Below are 23,802 nucleotides of genomic sequence, written 5' to 3'. Positions count from 1 at the left end.
GATGCAGAAGTTTCGCTTGTATTTTGAAGAAAATAACCGCTCCCCTCTGGTGCAGCTGTGGCGTGAATTTGCGCGCCAGCACAGTGCCCTGTTTGGCCTGGCCTTGTTTGCCGGTTTTTTGTTACTGAGTATTCTGGCGCCGCTACTGACACCACATGACCCCTATCTGCAGGCCGACCATTTATTACTGTTACCGCCGTCCTGGTCAGAACAAGGTCTGGTACAGTATCCCTTTGGTACCGATGATCTGGGGCGGGATTTGCTGTCCAGAATGCTCAAGGGTACTACCTATACCTTCGGTCTGGCACTGGTCACGGTGCTGGGAGCCTTAATCGCCGGTCTGGCACTGGGCGCACTGGCTGGAATGAGCCGTGGCGTTAAATCAAGCTTTTTCAATCATTTACTTGATTTAATCCTGACCATCCCGTCGCTACTATTGGCGATTATTATTGTCGCGGTATTAGGCCCCGGCCTGGCGAACACCGCCTGGGCTGTTAGTCTGGCGCTACTGCCACAATTTGTACACGGCATTCGTAATGCTATTGCTGAACAACTGAAGCAGGACTACGTTACCGCCTACCGGCTGGACGGCGCCAATAACTGGCAGGTTCTGACCCGGTTGGTGATCCCGAATATTTGGGAGAAAGTCACCATTATGTGTTCCATGGCCTTATCCACCGCCATTTTAGATATCGCGGCGCTGGGCTTTCTCAGCCTGGGTGCCCAGGCGCCAACTGCGGAATGGGGTGCGATGATCAATGACTCGCTGGATCTGATTTATCTGGCGCCGGCCAGCGTTGCGATCCCAGGCTTATTGATTTTTACTGCTGTACTCTCTGTTAATCTGGTCGGCGATGGCTTGAAAATCGCCATGCAACGCAGGCGGGAAGGCTGATGCTACTACTGGATATTAAAAACCTGACCATAGAGCTGGAGACCCCGGATGGGTTGATCCGGGCTGTTGACCGGGTCAATTTGTCATTAAAAGAGGGCGAAACCCGTGGCCTGGTCGGTGAGTCCGGCTCGGGAAAAAGTCTGGTGGCCAAGGCCATTGTCGGCGTGTTAAACCGGCGCTGGCATGTGCATGCTGACCGTTTTAACTGGTTAGGGCAAGACTTACTCAGGATCAGCAGCGAGCAGCGGCGACAGATTATCGGCCGCGACATCGCCATGATTTATCAGGAGCCAAGCCGCAGCCTGGATCCGACCGCAGAAATCGGTGAGCAGCTGGAAGAGGCGATCCCAAGCCATCTGCTGGAGAGTCGTTGGTGGCAAAGACCCTTTGAGCGTAAGAAACGCGCTATTGCCCTGCTACACAAGGTTGGGATCCGCGATCATCAAAATGTGATGCAAAGTTATCCGTTTCAGTTATCAGAAGGGGTGTGTCAAAAAATTATGATCGCGATGGCGATTGCGAAAAACCCGAAACTACTAATTGCCGATGAACCCACCACGGCGCTGGAGAGCACCACCCAGGCACAACTATTTCGGTTACTGGCCAGTTTTAATCAGTTAAAAGGTATGGCAGTGCTGCTGATCAGTCATGAACTGGAAAGCGTTGCCCGTTATACCCAAAATTTAAGCGTCCTATATTGCGGGCAACTGGTCGAAAGTGGTGACACTGCCAGCTTGCTGCAACAGCCTTTGCATCCCTATACCGACGCCCTGATTAAAAGCGTACCGGAGTTTCAACCCGAGCTGGCCCCCAAAAGTCCGCTCTATGCCCTACATGGCAGCATTCCAACGTTACAGCATTTGCCTATCGGTTGTCGGCTCGGCCCCCGCTGTCCGAATGCCCGCAAGGAATGTGTAAAGACACCGCAGCAGGAACGCTTACAAAATCATTTTTTTAGCTGTCATTTTCCGCTGCTGGGTAAAGGTGATAAATGAGTAACTTACTCGAAGTTGAACAGCTGTCTAAAACCTACGTCAAGCATTTAGGTTTATTCCGGCGTAAACGGATCCAGGCGTTACGCGATATCAGCTTTAGTTTGCAGTCTGGTAAAACCCTGGCGATAGTCGGCGAAACCGGCTCGGGTAAAAGTACCCTAGCGAAGTTACTGGTTGGGATCGAAAAACCGGATAGCGGGGTGATCCGCCTGGCTGGCGAGCCGGTGGAGATCAGCCACTATAAAAAGTATAACCATGTGATCCGCTTTATTTTTCAGGATGCCAGTCAATCACTGAACCCATTGCAGAAAGTCGGTCAGATGCTGGAAGATGTACTACGGTTCAGCACCATTCTCGACCCGACGCAACGCCGCACCAAGATCCGCCAGACACTACGTCAGCTTGGTTTATTAGACGAACATGCTGAGTTTTATCCACATATGTTTTCCGGCGGGCAGCTACAACGGGTGGCACTGGCCAGAGCCTTGATCCTCGATCCCAAGCTGTTAATTCTTGATCAGGCCCTGTCGGCACTGGACCCATCCCTGCGCGCCCAAATCGTTAATCTGCTGCTGGAATTACAGCAAAAAAACGATCTGGCCTATCTGCTGATTACCAATAACCTGCAGCTGGTACAGCATCTGAGTGATGATATGTTGGTATTGTCAGAAGGCGAAACAACGGATTATGGCCCCACGGCCGAGGTTTTTCGTGCGCCGCGCCATGACTACACCCGTAAATTACTCAATAGCTTGCTCTAAAGTACAGCTATAATTAGGGCGTGTTAACGTCTGCTGCAAAAACAAGCAGCAAACGTTAACACGCCCTACTACAACTCAGGGATAGTTGCGCTTGCAGGATACTTTATGTTTACAGCACTTTTCATTCTCAGCATCCAGACCATAACGCCGGCACAGATGGGCACCAATATGCCACTGGATAATCAGGATGCCAGCCGGCGGCAGATAGACTGCATTTTCCAACGATTGCAACAACCCTACCAGCTAGTAAGTTTACCCTGGCTCAGAGCGCGGCAGGAAGTCCGGCTAAATCGCCTTGACGGCTATTTTAGCGCTATTCTGCTCAGCGAAATGAAACCCTTTGGCGAACTCTCAGCGCCGCTGTATCTGGAAAACTGGTACTGGATTGAACATCTTCAGTCGGTAAAACTGGCCGGTCAGGAAAAGGCGCTGGGGGCGGTGCGCGGCAGTCACCAGCAAAAATGGTTTCAACTGATGGCAGAAACCGTGACTACCGAAGTCAATACCGATGAGGAACTGGTCCGCCTGCTGCAATTAAAGCGCGTAGACCGGATCCTGATGGACTTAGAGGTATTTCAATTAAACGCTGCACGGCTGGGTCTGAATCAAAGCGACTACCAGCTACGCTTTTTCCGTTATGTGCCGTTGGGGGTTTACTTCTCAAATCAGTTTTTGCAACTCAGACCACAGTTTCTCAGTCGCTTTAACGCCCTGATCGCTGGCTGCAGCCAACAGAGCTTTGCGCTCTCACCGCAGGAACAGCAGTTAATACTGCAGCGCTTTTTGCCGCAGGCGCAGGCACTAAGCCGTCGTCAGGATGTGCAGCAGGCATTACTCGCTGCCAAGCAGCAGCTGTGGACCGAACAGCAGATCCTGCAACAGGATCAACAATGGATCGAAGAAGTGGAACTGGGTATCGCGACCCTGGCAAAGCAAATGTTACTAAGCCCGCTTTCCATACAACTACAACAATTTCAACAAAGCTCTGCCGGCCAAGTTGCAGAAATTATTCTGATGGATGTACAGGGCCGTAACGTTGCCATCAGCGAGATCACCTCAGATTTCTGGCAGGGTGACGAAGCGAAATATCAGCAAGTCTTCGGCACTAAGCAAAGCTACTTTTTGGATGAGGTACAGTTTGATGCCTCAACCGCACGCTTTCTAACCCAGCTTAGTATCCCGGTAATCGCTGCCGATGGCCGTCAGCTTGGCGTCCTTACTCTGGGGCTGGATGTTGAAACTAGTCTGCAATATTGCCAACTAAACGGTGATAGTATCGGCAGCTGCGACACTCAATAGCAGAGTGTGTGATAATCAAAAAAAAACCCCGGATATCCGGGGCTTGTACTAGCTGAGATTTAAATATCGTCAGGTTGGGTAGTATTGCGCAGTTGACGGCTGATTTTCGCATCAGCCCGCAGTACTGCCAGTAACGCCTGATAATTTTGCTCTGCCTGCTGACGGGCAATAGCTTCCAACTGACCAGCATCCGGTACACTGCTGATCTCAGCGTCCGTTACTGCTGATACCGCTACCAGAGCCACATCGCCATTGGCCAGTTGCACTGAATCCAGACTGGTAGCGCCACTTTCTGGTCTTGGCATAGCGAAAGCTTTGGTACGGATCTCAGTACCCAGAGCGCCACCAAAACGCGGGGTTGCCGGATGGTCATTAATGGTTACCGCAACCTGAGTTGCCAGACTGTCCAGATCCGTTTTCGCTGCAAGTAACTCAGCCGCATAGGCCGCGGTTAATCTGGCCAGCTCTTGCTGTTGTACCGCTGCTTCAACCTCTGGGCGTACTTCATCCAGTGGCAGGGTGCGGGCAACCTGATGCTCTTTCACCCGCACGACCAATACCTGATCCCGCGCCAGTTCAATCACATCACTGTTTAAACGCTCAGCAATAAAGGTCGGATTAAACAAGCGGCTTAATACCGCTGGTTGCGCCAATAAGGCCGGTGCAGTGTCGCGGCTAAATAAAGTCGTGTGCTGGACCTTGACTCCGATAGCTTCGGCTGCATCTTCCAGGTTATCCGGCTGTTCGAAAGCGGTTTGCGCCAGTCGCTGCTGCAGATCGTAAAACAGTGCTGTGGCCTGATCGGCCTGTAACTGATTACGGATTTCGGTTGCCACCTCAGCCAGGGTCTTGGTTGTCGCAGGGGTAAATTTACTGAGTTTGATAATATGATAACCAAACTCACTACGTACCACTCCCGACAGCTCACCTTCTGCCGCTAATGCCATCGCCGCCGCTTCAAAAGCCGCATCCATCTGGCCGGCGACTAACGGACCTAATTCACCGCCGTTTTGAGCTGAGAAGGTATCCGCTGAATGCTGCTGCGCCAGGGCGGCGAAATCTGCACCCGCCTTCAACTCAGCTAATAAAGCCTGAGCCTGTTGCTCAAGTGCACTGTCATCCTGCTCGGATTCCAACATAATATGTGCAACTTCACGCTGTTCGGCACTGCCAAAGCGCGCCTGATTAGCCTGATAGTAGTCAGCCACCTGCTGCTCAGTTACTTCGATATCCGCTGCCAGAGCCGCTGCTGATAACTCCACATACTCAACCGCCACTTGCTCAGGCGTCATAAAACGCGCAATTTGCTGCTGATAATAGCTTTGTATTTGTTCTTCGCTCAGGTTTAATTGGCTACGGAAACGCTCAGCCGGTATCGTCAGGTAGCGGATGTCGCGGGTTTGCTGTTGCAGCGCCAGCAGCTGATTAATCTCACCGGCTAAACCAAACTCACTACCCAGCAGGCCTTGCATCAGCTGGCTGCCTGACAGATCTTCGCGGATCAGTTCACGGAACTCAGCTGGCTGATAACCTGCCTGACGCAGAATGGCAATAAAACGGTCATTATTAAAGACACCGTCAACCTGAAAATCCGGCAAATTCACCACCGCAGCACGCACCTGATCATCGCCTACCCGCAAGCCCAAACGACGGGCAAATTGCTTTTGCAGGGTGTCGTCAATCAGCCGCTCTAACACTTCACTACGAAAATTGGCCATATAGCCTGGGTCAGCAGCCAGCATGTCGTACATTTCACCAAACTGCTGCTGCATCCGCGAGCGTTCACTTTGCAACGCTTGCTCAAAGCGTGCCTGACTGATTTCTTCGCCGTTCACCACGGCGACTATCGCCTCACGGGGTGAGCTGAGGTAACCGCCGACGCCTGCTAATGCAAATGTCAGGATCACCAGGCCAAGAATGATCTTGGCGGTCATACCCTGTGAGCCTTCTCTGATTCGTTCTAACATCGTTGCGCTTTCTCTGTTATGTCGTGACACAAAAGTTGTGTTAAAAAAAAAGCGCATCTTAACAGATGCGCCTTTTTTATAGAAGCCTGAGCTAAGCTACTGGCTTGCGGAACTCCCCCGGCGCGCCGGACGGAAATTCTATCAGTTAACTGCGTCTTTTAACGCTTTACCTGGCTTGAAAGAAGGAATTTTCGCAGAAGCGATTTGGATAGTAGCACCGGTTTGTGGGTTACGACCAGTACGGGCTGCACGCTCACGTACGCTGTAAGTACCAAAACCGACAAGAGCTACTGAGTCGCCTTCCTTAAGAGCTTCGGTAACAGCGTCGATGAACGCGTCTAACGCGCGACCTGCTGCGGCCTTAGAAATATCTGCATTCGCAGCAATTTTGTCGATCAGTTGAGACTTGTTCACAATATCATCCCCTTCAATTGTTATTATTTTCTACAACTACAAGCTATTAGGTTTAATCCTTGCCTGCTTGTTATAACAAGCAAAGACCTTGCTTGCAAGCAGCAGAAACATTAAAACTAATTTTTTTGGCTTAGGCTACAGCCCTTGCTACACAAGGGCTTAGCCGAAACTGTCCATAACTTAGCACAGCCAACGGGAATGAAAAGCCCCTAAACCGGATTTTTTTCGGTTTTTTTGCTTTTTGCTGCATTTTTTGCCGTATTTGGCACCGTTACCCGTGCCAATGGCTCTTGCAATGCGGCTTCCAGCACCTCTTCAATCCATTTTACCGGCGTGATTTCCAGCGCACTTTTCACGTTTTCCGGAATTTCTTTCAGGTCGCGGACATTATCAAAAGGTATTAATACCCGTTTTATACCACCGCGATGTGCGGCCAGTAACTTTTCTTTTAAGCCACCAATAGGTAACACTTCACCGCGCAGCGTAATTTCACCGGTCATAGCGACATCAGCCCGTACCGGATTACCGGTTAAACTGGAGACCAGTGCGGTGACCATCGCAATACCGGCACTGGGGCCATCTTTTGGCGTTGCCCCTTCCGGCACATGCACATGAATATCGCGTTTCTCGTAAAAATCTTCGTTTATCCGCAGCCCCTCAGCACGGCTACGCACCACTGTCATCGCCGCCTGAATGGATTCTTTCATCACATCACCGAGCGAGCCGGTATAAGTCAGCTTACCTTTACCCACTACTGCCGCCGCTTCAATGGTCAGTAAGTCGCCGCCAACTTCAGTCCAGGCCAGGCCGGTAACCTGACCAATGCGATTACTGTCTTCCGCTTTCCCATAGTCAAAGCGATGTACACCTAAGAACTCTTCCAGGTTAGCGTCGTTAATCACCACCTGCTTTAAGCCTTTATTCAGCAGGATCTGCTTTACCGCCTTACGACACAGTTTCGAGATTTCCCGCTCTAAGCTGCGCACCCCGGCTTCACGGGTGTAGTAACGGATAATGCCGATAATGGCGCTATCCTCAATCAACACTTCGGATGGCTTCAAGCCATTGCGACTAACCTGTTTTGGTACCAAGTGCTGTTTGGCAATATTCAGTTTTTCATCCTCGGTATAACCAGACAGCCGGATCACTTCCATCCGATCCAGCAGGGCCGGCGGAATATTCAGGCTATTGGATGTGGCGAAAAACATCACATCAGACAGATCGTAGTCAACTTCAAGGTAATGATCGCTAAAGGCGCCATTCTGCTCCGGATCCAGGACCTCTAACAGCGCCGCTGCCGGATCACCGCGGAAATCCGATGCCATCTTGTCAATTTCATCCAGCAGGAACAGTGGGTTACGCACCCCGACCTTTGCCATCTTCTGGATGATCTTACCCGGCATCGAGCCGATATAAGTACGGCGATGACCACGGATTTCTGCTTCATCCCGCACGCCGCCTAAGGCCATCCGCACATATTTGCGGCCGGTTGCCTTGGCAACAGATTGCCCAAGCGAGGTTTTACCGACACCCGGCGGACCAACTAAACATAGAATCGGCCCTTTTAACTTGTTCACCCGCTGCTGCACTGCCAGATATTCCATAATGCGCTCTTTGACCTTTTCCAGGCCATAGTGATCAGCATTCAGGATTTGCTCAGCGGCGGCCAGGTTTTTCTTTACCTTAGAGCGTGTCTGCCACGGCACCTGAGTTAACCAGTCAATATAGCTGCGCACCACTGTAGCCTCTGCCGACATCGGTGACATCATTTTCAGCTTTTGCAGCTCGGCCTTAGCCTTGGCTTCTGCTTCAGCCGGCATTTTCGCCTCAGCAATTTTTTTCGACAGGGTTTCAAACTCATCCGGCGCATCTTCCAGCTCACCGAGCTCGCGCTGGATTGCTTTCATTTGTTCGTTCAGATAGTACTCGCGCTGGCTTTTCTCCATCTGCTTTTTCACCCGGCTGCGGATGCGGCGCTCGACCTGCAGAATATCGATCTCGCTCTCCATCATCGCCATCAGATACTCCAGGCGTTCGGTCACGTCCGTCAGCTCCAGTACCTTTTGCTTATCTTCGACTTTCAGCGGCATATGCGCCGCCATAGTATCAGCCAGACGGGCCGCATCATCGATACCACTTAGCGCAGTGAGTACCTCAGGCGGGATCTTTTTATTTAGCTTGATATAGCCTTCAAACTGGTTAATTGCCGAACGCAGGAATACTTCCTGCTCACGGCTATCGATGTCCTGAGTTGGCACCAGCTCGACAAAGGCCGCAAAGCTGTCTTTGGTCTCAGTAAATTTACTCAGTTTTGCGCGCTTACCGCCTTCAACTAACACCTTAACGGTGCCATCCGGTAGTTTTAACAGTTGCAGAATAGTGGCAACGGTACCGATCTGATACAAATCTTTTTCGGTAGGATCATCCAGAGTGGCGTCTTTTTGTGCCACTAAAAAGATCTGCTTATCATTGTCCATCGCCGCATCTAAACACTTGATAGACTTCGCCCGGCCAACAAAAAGTGGGATCACCATATGCGGGTAAACAACGACATCCCGCAATGCCAATACCGGCATATGCAAGGTTTCTTGGTGTTCTGTGGTCATGAAATAGCTCTCGAAATTAATAACTGCAGGCGATATAAGCCAGTATATGGGGCTTTTTCCGGAAACTTCAATTCATCAGATAAAAAAGGAGCTTTGCAGCTCCCTTTTTTAATGCGATTCGGCTACCGCCGGCTCACTGCTCTCGTAGATAAGTATGGGCTGACTCTCACCGCGGATCACTGTCTCGTCGATAACAACCTTGCTGACATCCTGCATCGACGGTAATTCGTACATGGTATCCAGCAACACGCCTTCGACGATAGAGCGTAGACCCCGGGCACCGGTCTTACGGTCCATGGCTTTTTGGGCGATGGCTTTTAAGGCATCATCGCGAAACTCCAGATCGACCTCTTCCATCGCGAACAAGGCAGCAAACTGCTTGATCAGCGCATTCTTTGGCTGACTCAGGATCTGCATCAGCGCATCCAGGTCCAGCTCGGTCAATGTAGCAACTACCGGCAGACGGCCAATAAATTCCGGGATCAGGCCGTATTTCACTAAGTCTTCCGGTTCTACATCGCGGAAGCTTTCGGTCAGGCTGCGGCTACTTTCTTTGCTTTTCACTTCAGCGCCAAAACCAATACCTGAGCCTTTCGCCATCCGCTGTTCAATAACTTTGTCCAGACCAGCGAAGGCGCCACCACAGATAAACAGGATCTTTGAGGTATCAACCTGCAAAAACTCCTGCTGTGGGTGCTTACGACCGCCCTGCGGTGGTACCGACGCAATGGTGCCTTCAATCAGCTTTAACAGCGCCTGCTGTACCCCCTCACCGGACACATCACGGGTAATCGACGGGTTATCAGACTTGCGGGAGATCTTGTCGATTTCATCGATATAGACAATACCGCGCTGCGCTTTTTCGACGTCGTAATCGCATTTTTGCAGCAGTTTCTGAATGATATTTTCCACGTCTTCACCAACATAACCAGCTTCGGTTAATGTGGTGGCGTCGGCCATGGTAAAAGGCACATCCAGTAAACGCGCCAGGGTTTCAGCCAGCAGCGTTTTACCGCTACCGGTAGGACCGATCAATAGAATATTACTCTTACCCAGTTCCACATCCTGCTTTTGCTGGATGCTACGCAGGCGTTTGTAGTGGTTATAGACCGCTACCGCCAGAACTTTCTTCGCATGCTCCTGACCGATCACATAATCGTCCAGATGTTTGCGGATCTCGCGCGGCGTCGGCAACTTTTCGGTATCACGCTTCGGCGAGATATCTTTAATCTCTTCCCGAATGATATCGTTGCATAGGTCAACGCATTCATCACAAATATAAACTTGTGGCCCTGCGATCAACTTACGCACTTCATGCTGTGATTTGCCACAAAAAGAGCAGTACAGTAATTTGCCGCTCTTATCGCCGTCAGTGCGGTGATCAGACATGTAACTACCTCTTGTTCAACCAGCCGGGCCAAAACCCGGCCTGCTTTAAATTATTTCGCATCCCGCTGCGTTAATATGGCATCGATCAGGCCATAGTCCAAGGCTTGCTGCGCGCTTAAGAAGTTATCGCGCTCGGTATCCTTGCACACTTGCTCATAGCTCTTGCCTGAGTGTTCCGCCATTAAGCGGTTTAGCTTCTCTTTGATACTTAAAATCTCCCGGGCATGGATCTCAAAATCCGTTGCCTGGCCCTGGAAACCCCCTAACGGCTGGTGAATCATCACCCGGGCATTAGGTAAACAGTAACGTTTACCCTTGGTACCACCGGATAACAGGAAAGCGCCCATACTTGCTGCCTGACCAACACACACAGTAGCGATATCCGGCTTGATATAACGCATCGTATCATAAATCGATAAACCCGCCGTGACCGAACCGCCCGGTGAATTGATATAAATATAGATGTCTTTTTCCGGATTTTCAGATTCAAGGAACAATAATTGGGCGACAATCAGATTCGCCATATGGTCTTCAACCTGACCAGTCAGGAATATTACCCGCTCTTTTAACAGACGCGAGTAAATATCAAAAGAGCGTTCACCCTTGGCGGTTTGTTCAATGACGATGGGTACTAAGGCGTTGACAATCTCATTCATGTCACGAGACATTGGCATAATCTGGGATCCCTTCTCTAAAGCTGTAAGGTGTCGAAAATAGCGGTGCCACAAAATAAAATGGCCCGAACAGGTGTCCGAGCCATTAAAACCGTGCCAGCCTAAGAAGTCAATCTTAGTTAGCGGCCTTCGGGTTCATAATCTCATCGAAAGCAGCAGCTTGTTCAGTTACTTTAGCAGCTGCCAGCACCACTTCGATCGCCTGCTCTTCTAAAGCCACGTTACGCATGCTTTGCATCAGCTCTTTGTTGCCTTTGTAGTAAGCCACAACTTCAGCCGGATCTTCGTAGGCAGAAGCGACGTTATCGATCAGCTCTTGTACCTTAGCTTCGTCAACTTTCAGGCTGTTAGTCTTGATGATTTCGCCCAATAACAGACCGACTTTAACGCGATCTTTCGCCTGCTCTTCGAACAGAGAAGCGGGCAGCTCTGGTAATTGCTTTGGATTTACATTCTGACCAAAACGCTGCATCGCTTGCTGACGCAGTACGTCAACTTCGCTGGCGATCAGGGCTTTTGGTACTTCAACTTCGTTAGTTGCCAGTAAGCCTTTGATAACTTGCTCTTTCACTTTACCTTTGATGGTTTGCTTCAGCTCGCGTTCCATGTTTTTACGCACTTCAGCTTTCAGTGCGTCAACAGTGGCTTCAGTTAAACCAAACAGCGCTGCGAACTCGTCGTTCAGTTCAGGCAGTACTTGTTGCTCAACTTTGTTTACCGTTACGGCGAAGCTGGCAGCTTTACCTTTCAAGTTTTCAGCGTGGTACTCTTCTGGGAAAGTCACGTTAACAGTTACCGCTTCACCGGCTTTTTTGCCGATGATGTCATCTTCAAAGCCTGGAATCATCCGGCCCTGACCTAACTCCAGTACGAAGTTAGAGGCCTTACCGCCTTCAAACTCTTCACCGTCGATAGAACCAACGAAATCAATCGTTACGCGATCACCGGCAGCAGCAGCGGCGTCAGAGGCTTCCCACTTGGCGTGTTGCTTGCGCAGCGTTTCCAGCATCTTGCTCAGATCGTCTTCAGAGATCTCAACCACTGGCTTAGTCACTTCCACTTTATCCAGTGCAGCAACAGTCACTTCCGGATACACTTCGAAGGTGGCAGTGAAAGCCAAATCTTTACCGCTTTCCAGCGCTTCTGGTGCAAAGGTTGGCGCGCCAGCTGGGGTTAATTTGTGTTCGATAATGGCTTCGTAAAAAGCGCGCTGCATTTGCTCAGACGCCACTTCCTGCAGTACCGCTAGGCCAAAACGTTTTTGGATGATTGAAATAGGCGCTTTACCAGGACGGAAGCCATCGATACGCTGACGTTTTGCGACGTCACGCAGGCGGCTTTTTACTTCGTTATCTAATGTTGCAGCCGGCACAGTAATATTTACACGGCGCTCTAAACCCTGGGTGGTTTCAACAGAAACTTGCATCGTTTTACCTCAAATTCAATGTCAGGCGCCTTGGATACGCCGTTTTGTCTTGGCCGGGTGTCGACAAACTTAGGATGAACCTGACCTGTTAATAATTGGACGCGGCATTATAGCGGGCTAGAAGCCGCGAGTCGAGCCCTTCAATTTACAGTCTTTAAGTGTTTGTAAGAGCTAATAAAAAACGGGCTTTCGTTAAACGAAAAGCCCGTTTTTTCTGCATTTTTTGCGACAACAAGTCAGATTTATTTCGATCCGTTAGCCGCGCGTCTGCCCCTCCCCCTGGACCACAAATTTTTCAGTGGTCAAGGCTTCCAGTCCCATCGGGCCATAGGCATGTAATTTACTGGTAGAGATGCCAATCTCTGCGCCCAGCCCCAGCTCACCACCATCAGAAAAACGCGACGACGCATTATGCATGACTACAGCAGTATCTACACTGGCGAGGAAGCGGTCAGCTGCGGCCTGATCAGCGGTGCAAATCACTTCAGTATGCTGACTGCCAAAGCGATCAATATGTGCCAGAGCCGCAGTCAAATCATCCACTACCCGTACTGCAATCTCCGGTGCCAGATACTCCTGACCAAATTCGTCATCAGCAATCGGCGAAGCACCATTAAAGTAAGGCAAACTGCGCTGACAGGCATGCACCTTAACCTGATGTTCGGCCAGTGCCTGCGCAGCCAATGGTAAGAAGTCGGCCGCAATCGCCTGATGCACTAACAACCCCTCAAGCGCATTACAGACGCCGGGACGCTGTACTTTACCGTTTAACAGCAGTTTCAGCGCCATGGCCGGATCGGCGGCCTTATCAACATACAGATGACAGACACCTTTAAAATGTTGGATCACCGGAATGCGGCTCTGCTCGGTAACAAAGCGGATCAGGCCCTCACCACCGCGCGGGATCACTAAATCGATATACTCTTCCTGCTTTAACAAGGCTAACAGCAGGTTACGATCTGGATCCGGCACTATCGTCAACACCTCGGGCGGCAACTGATGCTCGGTTAATGCCTGACGCATCGCACCGGCAATCGCCAGACTGGTTTTAATCGCCTCACGGCCACAACGCAGGATCACCGCATTACCGGCTTTAAAGCACAAGGCCCCGGCATCGGCCGTGACATTCGGCCGGGCTTCATAAATCATACAAATTACGCCCAGCGGAATACGGCGCTTACTAATCTGAATACCATTTGGCCGCTGCTCGATAAAGCGGCTTTGCCCGACCGGGTCCGGCAACTGAATAATTTGCTCAATGGCCGCCGCCATGGCTTCAATACGTTCTGCGGTCAAGGTCAGACGGTCCAGCATGGCTGCACTGGTGCCATTCGCCGCCGCTTCGGCAACTTCAGCCCGGTTTTCTGCCAGAATGGTAGGCGTAGCCAGGCGGATCTTGTCGGCAAAAGCTTGTAATACCGTATTTTTTTCAGCGGTGCTCAAGGTCGCAACCGCTTTGGCGGCCTGAGCGGCACCGGCGGCTAAACTGGCCGCAACATCGCTAATCATAATTTCTCCAGTAACATCATTTCACTGCGGTGGATCACCGCATTACTGCCATTGGGGCAAAAACCCAGGCAAGAGGCAATTTTTTCACTGTGCTGGCCTTTGATCGAAAATAACTGGCTGGCACTAAAACGGCTAACCCCTTTGGCAATCGAGCGCTTGCTAACTGAACAACGCACAATCACTGCATCGCCCGGCGCGAAATCGCCCGTCACCCGCACTATACCACTGCTCAATAATGAAGCGCCATGCTGGCACAACGCATCAACACAGCCGTCATCAACCCAAATTTCGCCTTTGGCACGCAGGGTATGTCTAACCCAATGTTTTTTAGCCGGTAAGGGTATTTTCTGACCATAGAAAATAGTGCCCGGATTGTTACCCGCTAAAAGACACTGAAAGGTTGCTGCCTGATGACCATCGACAATCAGAGTATCCACCCCCTGAGCGGTGGCCTTTTCTGCCGCTTCAATTTTGGTGCGCATACCGCCGGTACCGACCCGCGAGCTGGCGCCACCTGCCAACGCATAGATCTCCGGGGTAATTTGCCTTACTTCCGGGATCAGTTTGGCGGCGGGATCTTTGTTTGGATCGGCGGTATATAAACCATTCACATCTGAGCAAATAATTAAGGCATCAGCCTGAACCACACTGGCGACCATCGCAGCCAGGTTATCGTTATCACCGACTTTCAGCTCATCGGTAGCGATAGTATCGTTTTCATTAACGATCGGTAAAACACCATGATCTAACAGCCGCTTCAGGGTATTTTTAACATTAATATGCCGCACCCGATCACTGAGATCGCCATGGGTCAGTAATACCTGGGCACAGGGGAAATCGAAGCAGCGGCTCCAGAAATTCATCATTTCGGTTTGACCAACAGCAGCCATAGCCCGTTTCAGTGCGATTGGCACCCGCTGATGTTGAAACTGAAAATGATGGCGACCGGCAGCGACGCTACCTGAAGAAACCAGGATCACTTCCCGGTTAAGTTGACGACATTGTTGAATAAATTCGGCAATAGGACGCAAATATCTTTCGCTGCATCCATCTTGGTCCGGCGCAATCAGGGCACTGCCGACTTTCAGTACTACCCTGCGCCAGGATGGCTTAAGCATAACTCCTCCATTGGTTGTTCCGCTGGCTATTCTAGCAAAAACTGTAACCCGGCACCACCTTGGTTACAATTTGCATCGCGTTCACGTTTCAACATAAGCATTATTATTCATAAATTTAGCATCAAACCACAAAATCTTTGCTGTTTTAATAGACGATAGGAATAGCGGAAAACTGTAATTAAATTACAAATTTAGTGGCTATGTTGCGGGCTGAGTGCCGCCTAGGATCGGTGGGCAGCTTAGTCTGGTATTGATTTGCGAAATGTTGGGTATAGCGGTGTGGATCAACGGAATGCTTACTACCTCGTTCGATTTCTGAGAGTCGTCATGACTCAACGATATTAGTTAAGCCCTTAGCTGCGGTAGAATTTTCGTAACAGCAGCAGGGATGCTGCGGAGGCTGAAAGGGCAAAGGGATGTGATCCTTGAAGCCGGTGGAGAAAATTACTACCCTGCTAAGGGCGCTGCCCCAATCTCAACGCTGCTGCTCATCGTTACGCAGGTTCTAGCTCGGTGCATCCGGCGGCTAAACGCGCCGTACAACTTTGCCGGGGCACGCCGTGAACCCATCCATGGGGAATTATAAACTTCATCCTGAAGTTTACCCTGCGGGCCAGCGCAAGCGCTGTTCAAATTCGTTCCCGACGAATTTGTCTCTTTCGCATCCATGCGAAAGACGTCCCCGGTCAAAGTGTACTATGCATTTACCGCCTCGTTCGGCAGAGGCTTCTGCACTAGCGATTTCCGACCGAAGCTCGGTGAATGTCATGAATACTCCCTGAAAGAACTCTTGGTAGCGCTATAGTGAACGAGGTGGCAAGCATTCCGTGCACTTTGTAAGGGACTGTATTTTTCAGGGATGAAAAATGCAAGCGTACAGGGATGTATCCACAGCGTGTCCCGTCAAAGTTGTACGGTGTGCTTGCCGCCGGAAGCTTTGATCCGGACTGTGGAAATACGGAATTTAAATTTTATAAACGGCAATAAAACGAATACGAGGATTCAATAATGCTATGAGCCAACAGTAAATTCAGTAATGCTGTGGGAAAATAAAGTGGTCGGTGATGCAGGATTTGAACCTGCGACCCCTTGGACCCAAACCAAGTGCGCTACCAAGCTGCGCCAATCACCGACTTAAAGGGGGATGGGGTGGATGATGGGGCTCGAACCCACGACAACCGGAATCACAATCCGGGGCTCTACCAACTGAGCTACAACCACCACATTTTAGAAACTTTTCGCCAAATGGCGCGCCCGATAGGATTCGAACCTATGACCCACGGCTTAGAAGGCCGTTGCTCTATCCAACTGAGCTACGGGCGCATAATGTACGCCTATCTGGGATAGAGATAGTAGTTGCTTATGTGGGATTTGAACCTTCGACCTGTTAGATCGAGAGCACCCAAACCAAGTGCGCTTACTACTATCTTAAAATGGTCGGTGATGCAGGATTTGAAACTTCGACCCGTTGGATCGAGAGCACCCAAACCAAGTGCGCTACCTAACCGTTTTAAATTGGTCGGTGATGCAGGATTTGAACCTGCGACCCCTTGGACCCAAACCAAGTGCGCTACCAAGCTGCGCCAATCACCGACTATGCTGCACTGCTGCAACGGGGCGGAATATTAACGCCCGCGACCTGTAGCGTCAAACTATTTTTTGCTAATTTCAGCCGATTGGCGATTATTTGAACCTAAAGCGAGAAAAAGCGGCGGTTGCCGATCAAGGATGGCAGAAAACTGGCTGCTGTGCGAAAATACTGCTTTCAAAACTGGCGGGAATTCAGCAGGCATGACAGCACAAATTATTGATGGTAAAGCCGTTGCCCAGGCAACAAAAGATAAGGTCGCAGCACAGGTTCGGGCACGGGTTGCCGCCGGTAAGCGTGCGCCAGGTCTGGCAGTGGTGTTAGTCGGTCTGGATCCGGCGTCGCAGGTATACGTCGGCAGCAAGCGTAAAGCCTGCGAGGAAGTGGGTTTTCACTCGGTGTCCTATGATTTGCCGGCAGATACCAGCCAACAGCAATTATTCGATTTAATTGATCAGTTAAATCACGACCAAAGCGTCGATGGTATCTTGGTTCAGCTGCCCCTGCCCGCCGGTTTAGATGCGTCAGCCATTTTAGAGCGGATTGACCCCAGAAAAGATGTTGATGGTTTTCATCCCTATAATATCGGCCGCCTGGCACAGCGGATGCCGGCACTGCGTCCCTGCACGCCGAAAGGCATTATGACCCTGCTGCACAGCACCGGGGTCAATATCAAAGGTATGGATGCGGTGGTGGTTGGTGCCTCTAATATCGTGGGCCGGCCGATGGCGCTGGAGCTGTTACTGGCAGGCTGTACCACTACCGTATGCCATAAATTTACTAAAAATCTGGAGCAGCAGGTGCGGCGCGCCGATTTACTGGTGGTGGCGGTCGGCCGGCCGGAGTTTATTCCGGGTGACTGGGTTAAACCTGGTGCTTTAGTGGTCGACGTCGGTATCAACCGTCTGGATAGCGGTAAACTGGTCGGCGATGTCGACTATGCCAATGCGGTTAAGCATGCCCGCTATATCACGCCGGTACCGGGTGGTGTCGGCCCAATGACCGTTGCCAGCCTGATTGAAAATACTCTGGAAGCCTGTGAGCTCTATCACGACGCCAGCTAAGCTGCATTAATTTATCAAGCCAATAAAAAAACCGCAGTAAAGCGGTTTTTTATTGGCTGTGGCGACAGGCTTTACGCTTTACGCCAACTGGTGACACCGTTTTTATCTTCCAGCACTATCCCCAGCGCTGTCAGCTCGGCGCGGGCTGCATCGGCTGCCGCCCAATCTTTCGCCGCACGGGCGGCGTTACGTTTCGCTATTAAGGCTTCGATTTGCCCTACTTCATCATCCGAAGCGCCGGATTTTAAGAAGGCTTCGGCATCACCCTGTAAAATCCCCAGCACGCCGGCCAGAGTTTGTAACACCGCAGCTAACTCAGCGGCTTTGGCCGGCTCAGTGGTTTTAAAACGGTTTACTTCGCGCGCCAGTTCAAATAACACCGGTAAGGCTTCCGGCGTATTAAAATCATCATCCATCGCCGCTTTAAAGCGTGTGACATAGTCATTATTTAAATCGACCTGAGTTGCCGGCGTAATATCCCGCAGCGCATTATATAACCGTCCCAGCGCCGCATGTGCCTGCTCTAGATTCTCTTTTGAGTAATTCAGCTGACTACGGTACTGGCTGGATAATAAGAAGTAACGTACGGCTTCCGCATTGTACTGCGCCAGCACCTCTTTGACGGTAAAGAAATTACCCAGCGATTTGGACATCTTCTCTTTATCAACCTGTACCATACCGGTATGGATCCAGGTATTAACGTATTTATGGCCATGGGCACAGGTCGACTGGGCAATTTCATTTTCGTGATGCGGGAACTGTAAGTCTGAACCGCCGCCATGAATATCAAAATGCGCGCCTAAATGTTTGGCACTCATGGCCGAACACTCGATATGCCAGCCCGGTCGGCCATTGCCCCACGGTGATTGCCAGTACGGCTCACCCGGCTTGGCCGTTTTCCACAGCACAAAGTCCAGTGGATCGTCTTTGCTATCCGAGACTTCTACCCGGGCACCGGCTTGCAGCATCTCCAGGTTTTGCTGGCTCAGTGCGCCATAAGCTTGATACTTGCTGACATCAAACAGCACATCACCGTCTTTAGCGATATAGGCATAGCCCTTATCCAGCAGCTGCTGCACCATCAGGATAATCTCCTGCATATGGCCAGTTACCGTCGGTTCAATATCTGCCGGCAGCAAGCCCAGCGCATTAAAGTCAGCATGCATAGCCTGAGTAAAACGGGCTGTTAACGCATCACAGCTTTCACCATTTTCCGCCGCGCGTTTAATGATTTTATCGTCAACATCAGTGATATTACGTACATAGGTCACATCATAGCCACAAAACCGTAAATAACGGTTAATCACATCGAAAGCGACATAGGTACGGGCATGGCCAACATGACAGTAATCGTAGATGGTAATACCGCAGACATATAAGCCCACTTTGCCCGGCGTAATAGGGGTAAAGACTTCTTTTTGACGGCTTAAGGTGTTGTAAATCTGCAGCATGCTTTCCTCGTAATTGCTGGCCCGATAAAAAGGGAGCTAGTGTAACATTGCCGGACAAGGCCCGCTATCCTTGCTTTGTTTATCACGGCGGCTGCGCTAGAATAGACGCACTTTAACCTGACAGGACCCTATACTATGGTTAGCTTACATACCAATTTTGGCGTAATTAAACTGCAATTGTTCGCCGACAAGGCCCCCGTTACTGTTGAGAATTTTTTAAGCTATGTAAAAGATGGCTTTTTCGACGGTACCATTTTTCACCGGGTAATTGACGGCTTTATGATCCAAGGCGGCGGTTTTACCCCGGATATGGATCAAAAAGACACCAAGAAACCCATTAAAAACGAAGCCAATAACAAGGTTTCGAATAAAAAAGGCACCATTGCGATGGCTCGTACCAGCGATCCGCACTCAGCCACCTGCCAGTTTTTTATCAACGTCGCCGATAACAACTTCCTGGATTTCAGCTCAGAGAGCATGCAAGGCTGGGGTTACTGTGTATTTGGTGAAGTGATCGAAGGCATGGACGTGATTGATAAAATCCGTAAAGTGCGTACTGGTCGTTTCGCCGGCCATGCCGATGTACCAGTAGAGCCGGTCGTAATCGAGCGCGCTGAGCTGCATAGCGCCTAAGCGGTATTGGCGCAGATGGCGTATACGCTTTTTATTGCCGATCTTCATCTGGCAGCAGACAGGCCTGATATTACTCAGGCCTTTTTGCAATTCCTCGCTGCTGAAACGCAGCAAGCCGATGCGCTCTATATTCTCGGTGATTTATTTGAAGTCTGGATTGGTGATGATAATCCGGAGCCGTTACTGGCAGAGGTTGCTGCCGCACTGCAGGCGGTCAGTAAGCAGCTGCCGGTATTCTTTATTCACGGCAACCGTGATTTTCTGTTAAAAGCGCGCTACGCCAATAAAGCCGGCATCACCTTATTGCCGCAGCAGCAGGTGATTGATCTCTACGGTACCCCTACGTTGATTATGCATGGCGATAGCCTCTGCACCCTGGATTTAGCCTATCAGAAATTCCGCCGCTGGTGGAATCAGCCCTGGTGGCAGACACTGATGTTGTCGTTACCACTTAGCATACGACAGCGGATTGCCCGTAAAGCCCGCGAGAAAAGTGCGAAAGCGAAAGCGCAATATATGCGACAAGATGCCGCCAGCATTATGGACGTGACACCAGAAGAAGTGCCAAAAGTGATGGCGCAATTTGGCGTGCAGAAACTGATCCATGGCCATACCCACAGACCGGCAGTACATCAGCTGCAAGTCAATGGTCAGGCAGCTGAGCGCTACGTGCTGGGGGACTGGTATACGCAAAGCAGCTATCTGAAAGTCACTGCCGAACAGTGGCAACTGGAATTTGATCCGTTGCCCGCTACCTCCTGATTAGTCTCAGGCGATCGCTTGCAGGCTTGCGGCCGGTACCCCGCTATGAAACTTAAAATCCGTATCCGGGCTTAAAATCAGCTCGGCTTCAACCCCGGCAAAAAACGCCACCCGCGCACTGATATCGCTACCGGCAATCTGCTGTGCCAAGCTCAGGTAATCCTGATAATGGCGCGCTTCCGAGCGCAGCAGCGAAATATAAAAATCACCAATTGCAGCAGGCAATAAAGGCGCTAAGCGGGCGAAACGCTCACAGGAACGCGCTTCGATAAAGGCACCACAAATCAGTTTGTCGACCAGCGCATTTGGCTCAAAAGTACTGACGTGCCTGAGCAAACCTTTGGCGTAACGGCTGGAGGTGATCTTGTCGTAGGGTACGCCGAACTGCTGCATGATCTCCAGTACCTGATAAAAATGGTGCAGCTCTTCTTTAATTAACAGCACCATTTTATCAATTAGATCCTGCCCATAGGCCGAGCTGGCTTTGGGTAGCATCGACTTTTTCAGCTTATGTTCGGCCAGTTGCTGCCAGTCGCCAAGCTGGCGGTAGGTAAAATCTTCGTATGGCTTTAGCCATTGCAATAAGGCTTCAGCGCTTTGCTCATCTACTGCATAGCGACGAATTAAAAACATCGCAGATTGCGCCGCCTTTAACTCACAGATCAGATGATCTGTCAGCAATACCGGCAAAGACTCGGGCCTCGCCGCTTGTACTAACCAGGCATCAGGGGTAACACAGCCAAGAAACTGCTGGATCGGTGCCAACAGCTGTTGATATTCGCAACTTTGCATCAGATAACCGCTCTAAAAATCAGCGGCAAAGTATACCGAATCGGTTACAGCGCCGCCAGCAGCTTCCGATAGCCTGCTTCGCTGGTGTTTAAAAATTCAACGCCAGGCTTGACGAAGTTCTGACCATCAGTCATAACTTAACTACGGGCAACTGCGTTATTGCCCGGACAAGGGTGCAGTTTTGCAGTAATAAGGATAATAATTATGATACTAAACCATTTATGGGGCTTGTATGCCCACCCGAAAGAAGAGTGGCATACTATTGATGCCAGACACGAAAGTTTCCGCTATAGCATGATCCATATCTTGCTGGTAGCGCTGATACCCTCTATTTGTGCCTACTATTCGGCGGTACATTTGGGCTGGAGCATCGGTGTGGGTGAAAGAATCTTTTTAACCGCCGAAAGCGCACGCTTGATGGCAGTGGCAATGTATATCGCCCTGATCGCCGGTGTCTTTGCACTGGGATTGTTAGCACATTGGATGGCCCACACCTTCGGTGCTGAACCCACTTATACCCAAACGCTGGAGCTGGCATCCTATACCTCAACGCCACTGTTTATGGTGGGTTTAGCCGCGCTATATCCTGAGCTGTGGTTTGTGATGATGGTTGGTCTGGCTGGTTTAGCCTATTCGGTGTATTTGCTCTATGTCGGGGTACCGATCCTGATGCATATCCCGGAAGAACGTGGTTTTATTTATGCCAGCTCGGTGGTAACGTGCGGTCTGGTATTACTGGTTGTAGTACTGGCGTCTACCGCCATCTTGTGGAGCTCGGGTTATGGCCCGGCCTTTACACACTGATATTAATGAGAATAACGCAATAAGCTAAGACAAGGTATTAACTAAAACGGCTGCCAATGGCAGCCGTTTTTTATTTTTTTCAGCGCAGACTGCTGATTGCAGTGCTGAGCATCAAAACCATTACTTAGCTTAACCCTCGTTATAGGTTTCCAGATGTGAAGCCATTGACATGACTGAAGCTGCTTTAGCATCGTCACTACGCATCTGATCCAGCCGGTTCAGGTAATCCTGATCGATATCGTTGGTGACGTAATGGCCGTCAAACACTGAGGTTTCAAAACGTTTGATATCCGGGTTTTCGCTACGCACCGCGGCAATCAGATCCGGCAGCGATTGGAAAATCAGACCATCGGCACCAATGATCTGACAGATGCTTTCGACGTCATGGCCATGCGCAATCAACTCATTAGCCGATGGCATATCAATACCATAGACGTTCGGAAAACGAATTTCCGGCGCGGCAGAGGCAAAGTATACTTTTTTGGCCCCAGCTTCCCGCGCCATTTCGATGATTTGGCCAGAGGTAGTACCGCGGACGATCGAATCGTCAACCAATAACACATTCTTACCTTTAAACTCCTGCCAGATCGCATTCAGCTTGCGCTTTACCGATTTCTTGCGCTGCGTTTGTCCCGGCATAATAAAGGTACGGCCGATATAGCGGTTTTTCACAAAGCCCTGACGATACGGTAAACCGAGGACACTGGCAATTTCCAGCGCCGCGTCATTACTGGTTTCAGGGATCGGGATCACCACATCGATATCCAGATGCGACCACTCGCGTTTGATTTTCTCACCCAGATATTTCCCCATCGCCACGCGGGAGGCATACACCGAGATATTGTCCATCGTCGAGTCTGGCCGCGCAAAATACACATATTCAAAGATACAGGGGGTATAGCTTGGGTTTTCTGAACATTGCTGGCTGTGCAGCTCGCCCTGCTCGGTAATATACACCGCTTCACCCGGCGAAATATCACGCAGCACGGAGAAACCATCCGCATCCAGCGCCACACTCTCGGACGCCACCATATATTCAGTACCCGCCGGTGTTTCCCGCTTACCCATTACCAGTGGCCGGATGCCGTTCGGGTCGCGGAAGGCAATGAGGCCATGACCGATCACCAGAGCGACTGCCGCATAGCCACCGCGTACCTTACGGTGCACATTGGCAATGGCTTTAAAAATTTGCTCTGGCTCCAGCTGCATACTGCTTTGCACTGCCAGTTCATGCGCCAGCACATTCAATAATACCTCGGAGTCAGAGGTAGTGTTTACGTGGCGGCGCGCCAGTCGGAAAATTTCGTCTTTCAGTTCATGCGCATTGGTCAGGTTACCATTGTGCGCCAGAGCGATACCGAAGGGGCTATTGACGTAAAACGGCTGTGCCTCTGCAGTGCTGGAAGAGCCCGCGGTAGGGTAGCGGACATGGCCAATACCAATTTTACCGGCCAGGCGCTGCATATGCCGGGTTTCAAAAACATCTTTAACCAGGCCATTCGCCTTGCGTAAGCGCAAGGTATTATTATCCACCGTAACAATACCGGCTGCATCCTGCCCACGGTGCTGTAACACTGTCAGACCATCATATAAGGCCTGATTGACCGGATACTTACCTACGATACCAACAATACCACACATTGAAATTTCCTCGC

General features: G+C 50.6%; 19 protein-coding genes and 4 tRNA genes. 8 read left to right on the top strand and 15 right to left on the bottom strand.

Annotated features, from left to right (window positions below):
* The first annotated feature begins 1 nt into the window (after nucleotide 1).
* The 4 genes from AJE_RS14440 (at nucleotide 2) to AJE_RS14425 (ending at nucleotide 3,950) form a co-directional block, all read left to right on the top strand.
* Entirely contained in the window at nucleotides 2-895 is an 894-nt protein-coding gene (locus AJE_RS14440) for an ABC transporter permease subunit (RefSeq protein WP_008607520.1), read from the top strand.
* Nucleotides 895-1,890 (top strand): peptide ABC transporter ATP-binding protein, encoded by a 996-nt coding sequence (locus AJE_RS14435; RefSeq protein WP_008951456.1) that lies wholly within the window; start codon nucleotides 895-897, stop codon nucleotides 1,888-1,890. The genes AJE_RS14440 and AJE_RS14435 overlap by 1 nt, the downstream gene beginning before the upstream one ends.
* Nucleotides 1,887-2,651 (top strand): ATP-binding cassette domain-containing protein, encoded by a 765-nt coding sequence (locus tag AJE_RS14430; RefSeq protein ID WP_008951455.1) that lies wholly within the window; start codon nucleotides 1,887-1,889, stop codon nucleotides 2,649-2,651. Before AJE_RS14435 ends, AJE_RS14430 begins: the two co-directional genes overlap by 4 nt.
* Before the next feature lie 105 nt (nucleotides 2,652-2,756).
* Nucleotides 2,757-3,950 (top strand): transporter substrate-binding domain-containing protein, encoded by a 1,194-nt coding sequence (locus AJE_RS14425; RefSeq protein ID WP_008951454.1) that lies wholly within the window; start codon nucleotides 2,757-2,759, stop codon nucleotides 3,948-3,950.
* 59 nt (nucleotides 3,951-4,009) lie between these two features.
* On the opposite strand, the gene AJE_RS14420 is transcribed toward AJE_RS14425, so the two are convergent.
* The 12 genes from AJE_RS14420 to AJE_RS14360 all read right to left on the bottom strand — a co-directional run bounded on the left by AJE_RS14420 (nucleotide 4,010) and on the right by AJE_RS14360 (nucleotide 16,646).
* Nucleotides 4,010-5,917 carry a SurA N-terminal domain-containing protein gene (locus AJE_RS14420; RefSeq protein ID WP_083835120.1) on the bottom strand — a complete coding sequence of 636 codons (1,908 nt, stop codon included), beginning with the start codon at nucleotides 5,915-5,917 and terminating at the stop codon, nucleotides 4,010-4,012.
* 141 nt (nucleotides 5,918-6,058) lie between these two features.
* Nucleotides 6,059-6,331, bottom strand: a complete 273-nt coding sequence (gene hupB / locus AJE_RS14415; RefSeq protein WP_008607515.1) for a nucleoid-associated protein HU-beta — start codon at nucleotides 6,329-6,331, stop codon at nucleotides 6,059-6,061.
* 209 nt (nucleotides 6,332-6,540) lie between these two features.
* Nucleotides 6,541-8,937 carry an endopeptidase La gene (lon, locus tag AJE_RS14410; RefSeq protein ID WP_008951452.1) on the bottom strand — a complete coding sequence of 799 codons (2,397 nt, stop codon included), beginning with the start codon at nucleotides 8,935-8,937 and terminating at the stop codon, nucleotides 6,541-6,543.
* Nucleotides 8,938-9,045: 108 nt separating this feature from the next.
* Nucleotides 9,046-10,326 (bottom strand): ATP-dependent protease ATP-binding subunit ClpX, encoded by a 1,281-nt coding sequence (gene clpX / locus AJE_RS14405; RefSeq protein ID WP_008951451.1) that lies wholly within the window; start codon nucleotides 10,324-10,326, stop codon nucleotides 9,046-9,048.
* 50 nt (nucleotides 10,327-10,376) lie between these two features.
* Nucleotides 10,377-10,982, bottom strand: coding sequence for an ATP-dependent Clp endopeptidase proteolytic subunit ClpP (gene clpP, locus AJE_RS14400; RefSeq protein ID WP_008607512.1), 606 nt, complete (start codon nucleotides 10,980-10,982; stop codon nucleotides 10,377-10,379).
* A gap of 133 nt (nucleotides 10,983-11,115) precedes the next feature.
* Nucleotides 11,116-12,426, bottom strand: coding sequence for a trigger factor (gene tig / locus AJE_RS14395; RefSeq protein WP_008607511.1), 1,311 nt, complete (start codon nucleotides 12,424-12,426; stop codon nucleotides 11,116-11,118).
* 255 nt (nucleotides 12,427-12,681) lie between these two features.
* On the bottom strand, nucleotides 12,682-13,935 hold the full coding sequence (locus tag AJE_RS14390; RefSeq protein WP_008607509.1) for a glutamate-5-semialdehyde dehydrogenase: 1,254 nt from the start codon (nucleotides 13,933-13,935) through the stop codon (nucleotides 12,682-12,684).
* The gene (gene proB / locus AJE_RS14385; protein WP_008607508.1) at nucleotides 13,932-15,053 is read right to left on the bottom strand and encodes a glutamate 5-kinase; all 1,122 of its coding nucleotides are present in this window, start codon (nucleotides 15,051-15,053) and stop codon (nucleotides 13,932-13,934) included. The genes AJE_RS14390 and proB overlap by 4 nt, the downstream gene beginning before the upstream one ends.
* A gap of 1,055 nt (nucleotides 15,054-16,108) precedes the next feature.
* Nucleotides 16,109-16,185: transfer RNA gene (locus AJE_RS14375), tRNA-Pro, on the bottom strand.
* A 13-nt stretch (nucleotides 16,186-16,198) separates the two neighbouring features.
* Nucleotides 16,199-16,274: transfer RNA gene (locus tag AJE_RS14370), tRNA-His, on the bottom strand.
* A gap of 25 nt (nucleotides 16,275-16,299) precedes the next feature.
* Nucleotides 16,300-16,376 (bottom strand) — tRNA-Arg (locus AJE_RS14365).
* Nucleotides 16,377-16,569: 193 nt separating this feature from the next.
* Nucleotides 16,570-16,646: transfer RNA gene (locus tag AJE_RS14360), tRNA-Pro, on the bottom strand.
* 198 nt (nucleotides 16,647-16,844) lie between these two features.
* Between AJE_RS14360 and folD the strand changes: the two genes are divergently transcribed.
* Nucleotides 16,845-17,705, top strand: a complete 861-nt coding sequence (gene folD, locus AJE_RS14355) for a bifunctional methylenetetrahydrofolate dehydrogenase/methenyltetrahydrofolate cyclohydrolase FolD (RefSeq protein ID WP_008951449.1) — start codon at nucleotides 16,845-16,847, stop codon at nucleotides 17,703-17,705.
* A gap of 71 nt (nucleotides 17,706-17,776) precedes the next feature.
* On the opposite strand, the gene cysS is transcribed toward folD, so the two are convergent.
* Nucleotides 17,777-19,156, bottom strand: coding sequence for a cysteine--tRNA ligase (cysS, locus tag AJE_RS14350; protein ID WP_008951448.1), 1,380 nt, complete (start codon nucleotides 19,154-19,156; stop codon nucleotides 17,777-17,779).
* Nucleotides 19,157-19,291: 135 nt separating this feature from the next.
* Between cysS and AJE_RS14345 the strand changes: the two genes are divergently transcribed.
* The gene (locus AJE_RS14345) at nucleotides 19,292-19,789 is read left to right on the top strand and encodes a peptidylprolyl isomerase (RefSeq protein ID WP_008951447.1); all 498 of its coding nucleotides are present in this window, start codon (nucleotides 19,292-19,294) and stop codon (nucleotides 19,787-19,789) included.
* Between the two features lie 15 nt (nucleotides 19,790-19,804).
* On the top strand, nucleotides 19,805-20,551 hold the full coding sequence (locus tag AJE_RS14340; protein WP_008951446.1) for a UDP-2,3-diacylglucosamine diphosphatase: 747 nt from the start codon (nucleotides 19,805-19,807) through the stop codon (nucleotides 20,549-20,551).
* Between the two features lie 6 nt (nucleotides 20,552-20,557).
* Here the strand turns inward: AJE_RS14340 and miaE are convergent, their stop codons facing one another.
* Nucleotides 20,558-21,343, bottom strand: a complete 786-nt coding sequence (gene miaE / locus AJE_RS14335; protein WP_008951445.1) for a tRNA isopentenyl-2-thiomethyl-A-37 hydroxylase MiaE — start codon at nucleotides 21,341-21,343, stop codon at nucleotides 20,558-20,560.
* Between the two features lie 204 nt (nucleotides 21,344-21,547).
* On the opposite strand from miaE, the gene AJE_RS14330 reads away from it, so the two are divergent.
* A complete protein-coding gene (locus AJE_RS14330) occupies nucleotides 21,548-22,147 on the top strand; it encodes a Yip1 family protein (RefSeq protein ID WP_008951444.1) in 600 nt (199 codons plus the stop codon).
* Between the two features lie 129 nt (nucleotides 22,148-22,276).
* Here AJE_RS14330 and purF read toward each other — a convergent pair whose 3' ends face one another.
* Complete coding sequence (gene purF, locus AJE_RS14325) at nucleotides 22,277-23,788, bottom strand: amidophosphoribosyltransferase (RefSeq protein ID WP_008951443.1); 1,512 nt, start codon at nucleotides 23,786-23,788, stop codon at nucleotides 22,277-22,279.
* Between the last annotated feature and the right edge of the window lie 14 nt (nucleotides 23,789-23,802).

Origin of the sequence: Alishewanella jeotgali KCTC 22429 (assembly GCF_000245735.1) — a bacterium.
Lineage (GTDB): Bacteria > Pseudomonadota > Gammaproteobacteria > Enterobacterales > Alteromonadaceae > Alishewanella > Alishewanella jeotgali.
The sequence above is the reverse complement of the archived record's forward strand: the minus strand, read 5'-3'. Positions and strand labels throughout refer to the sequence as shown.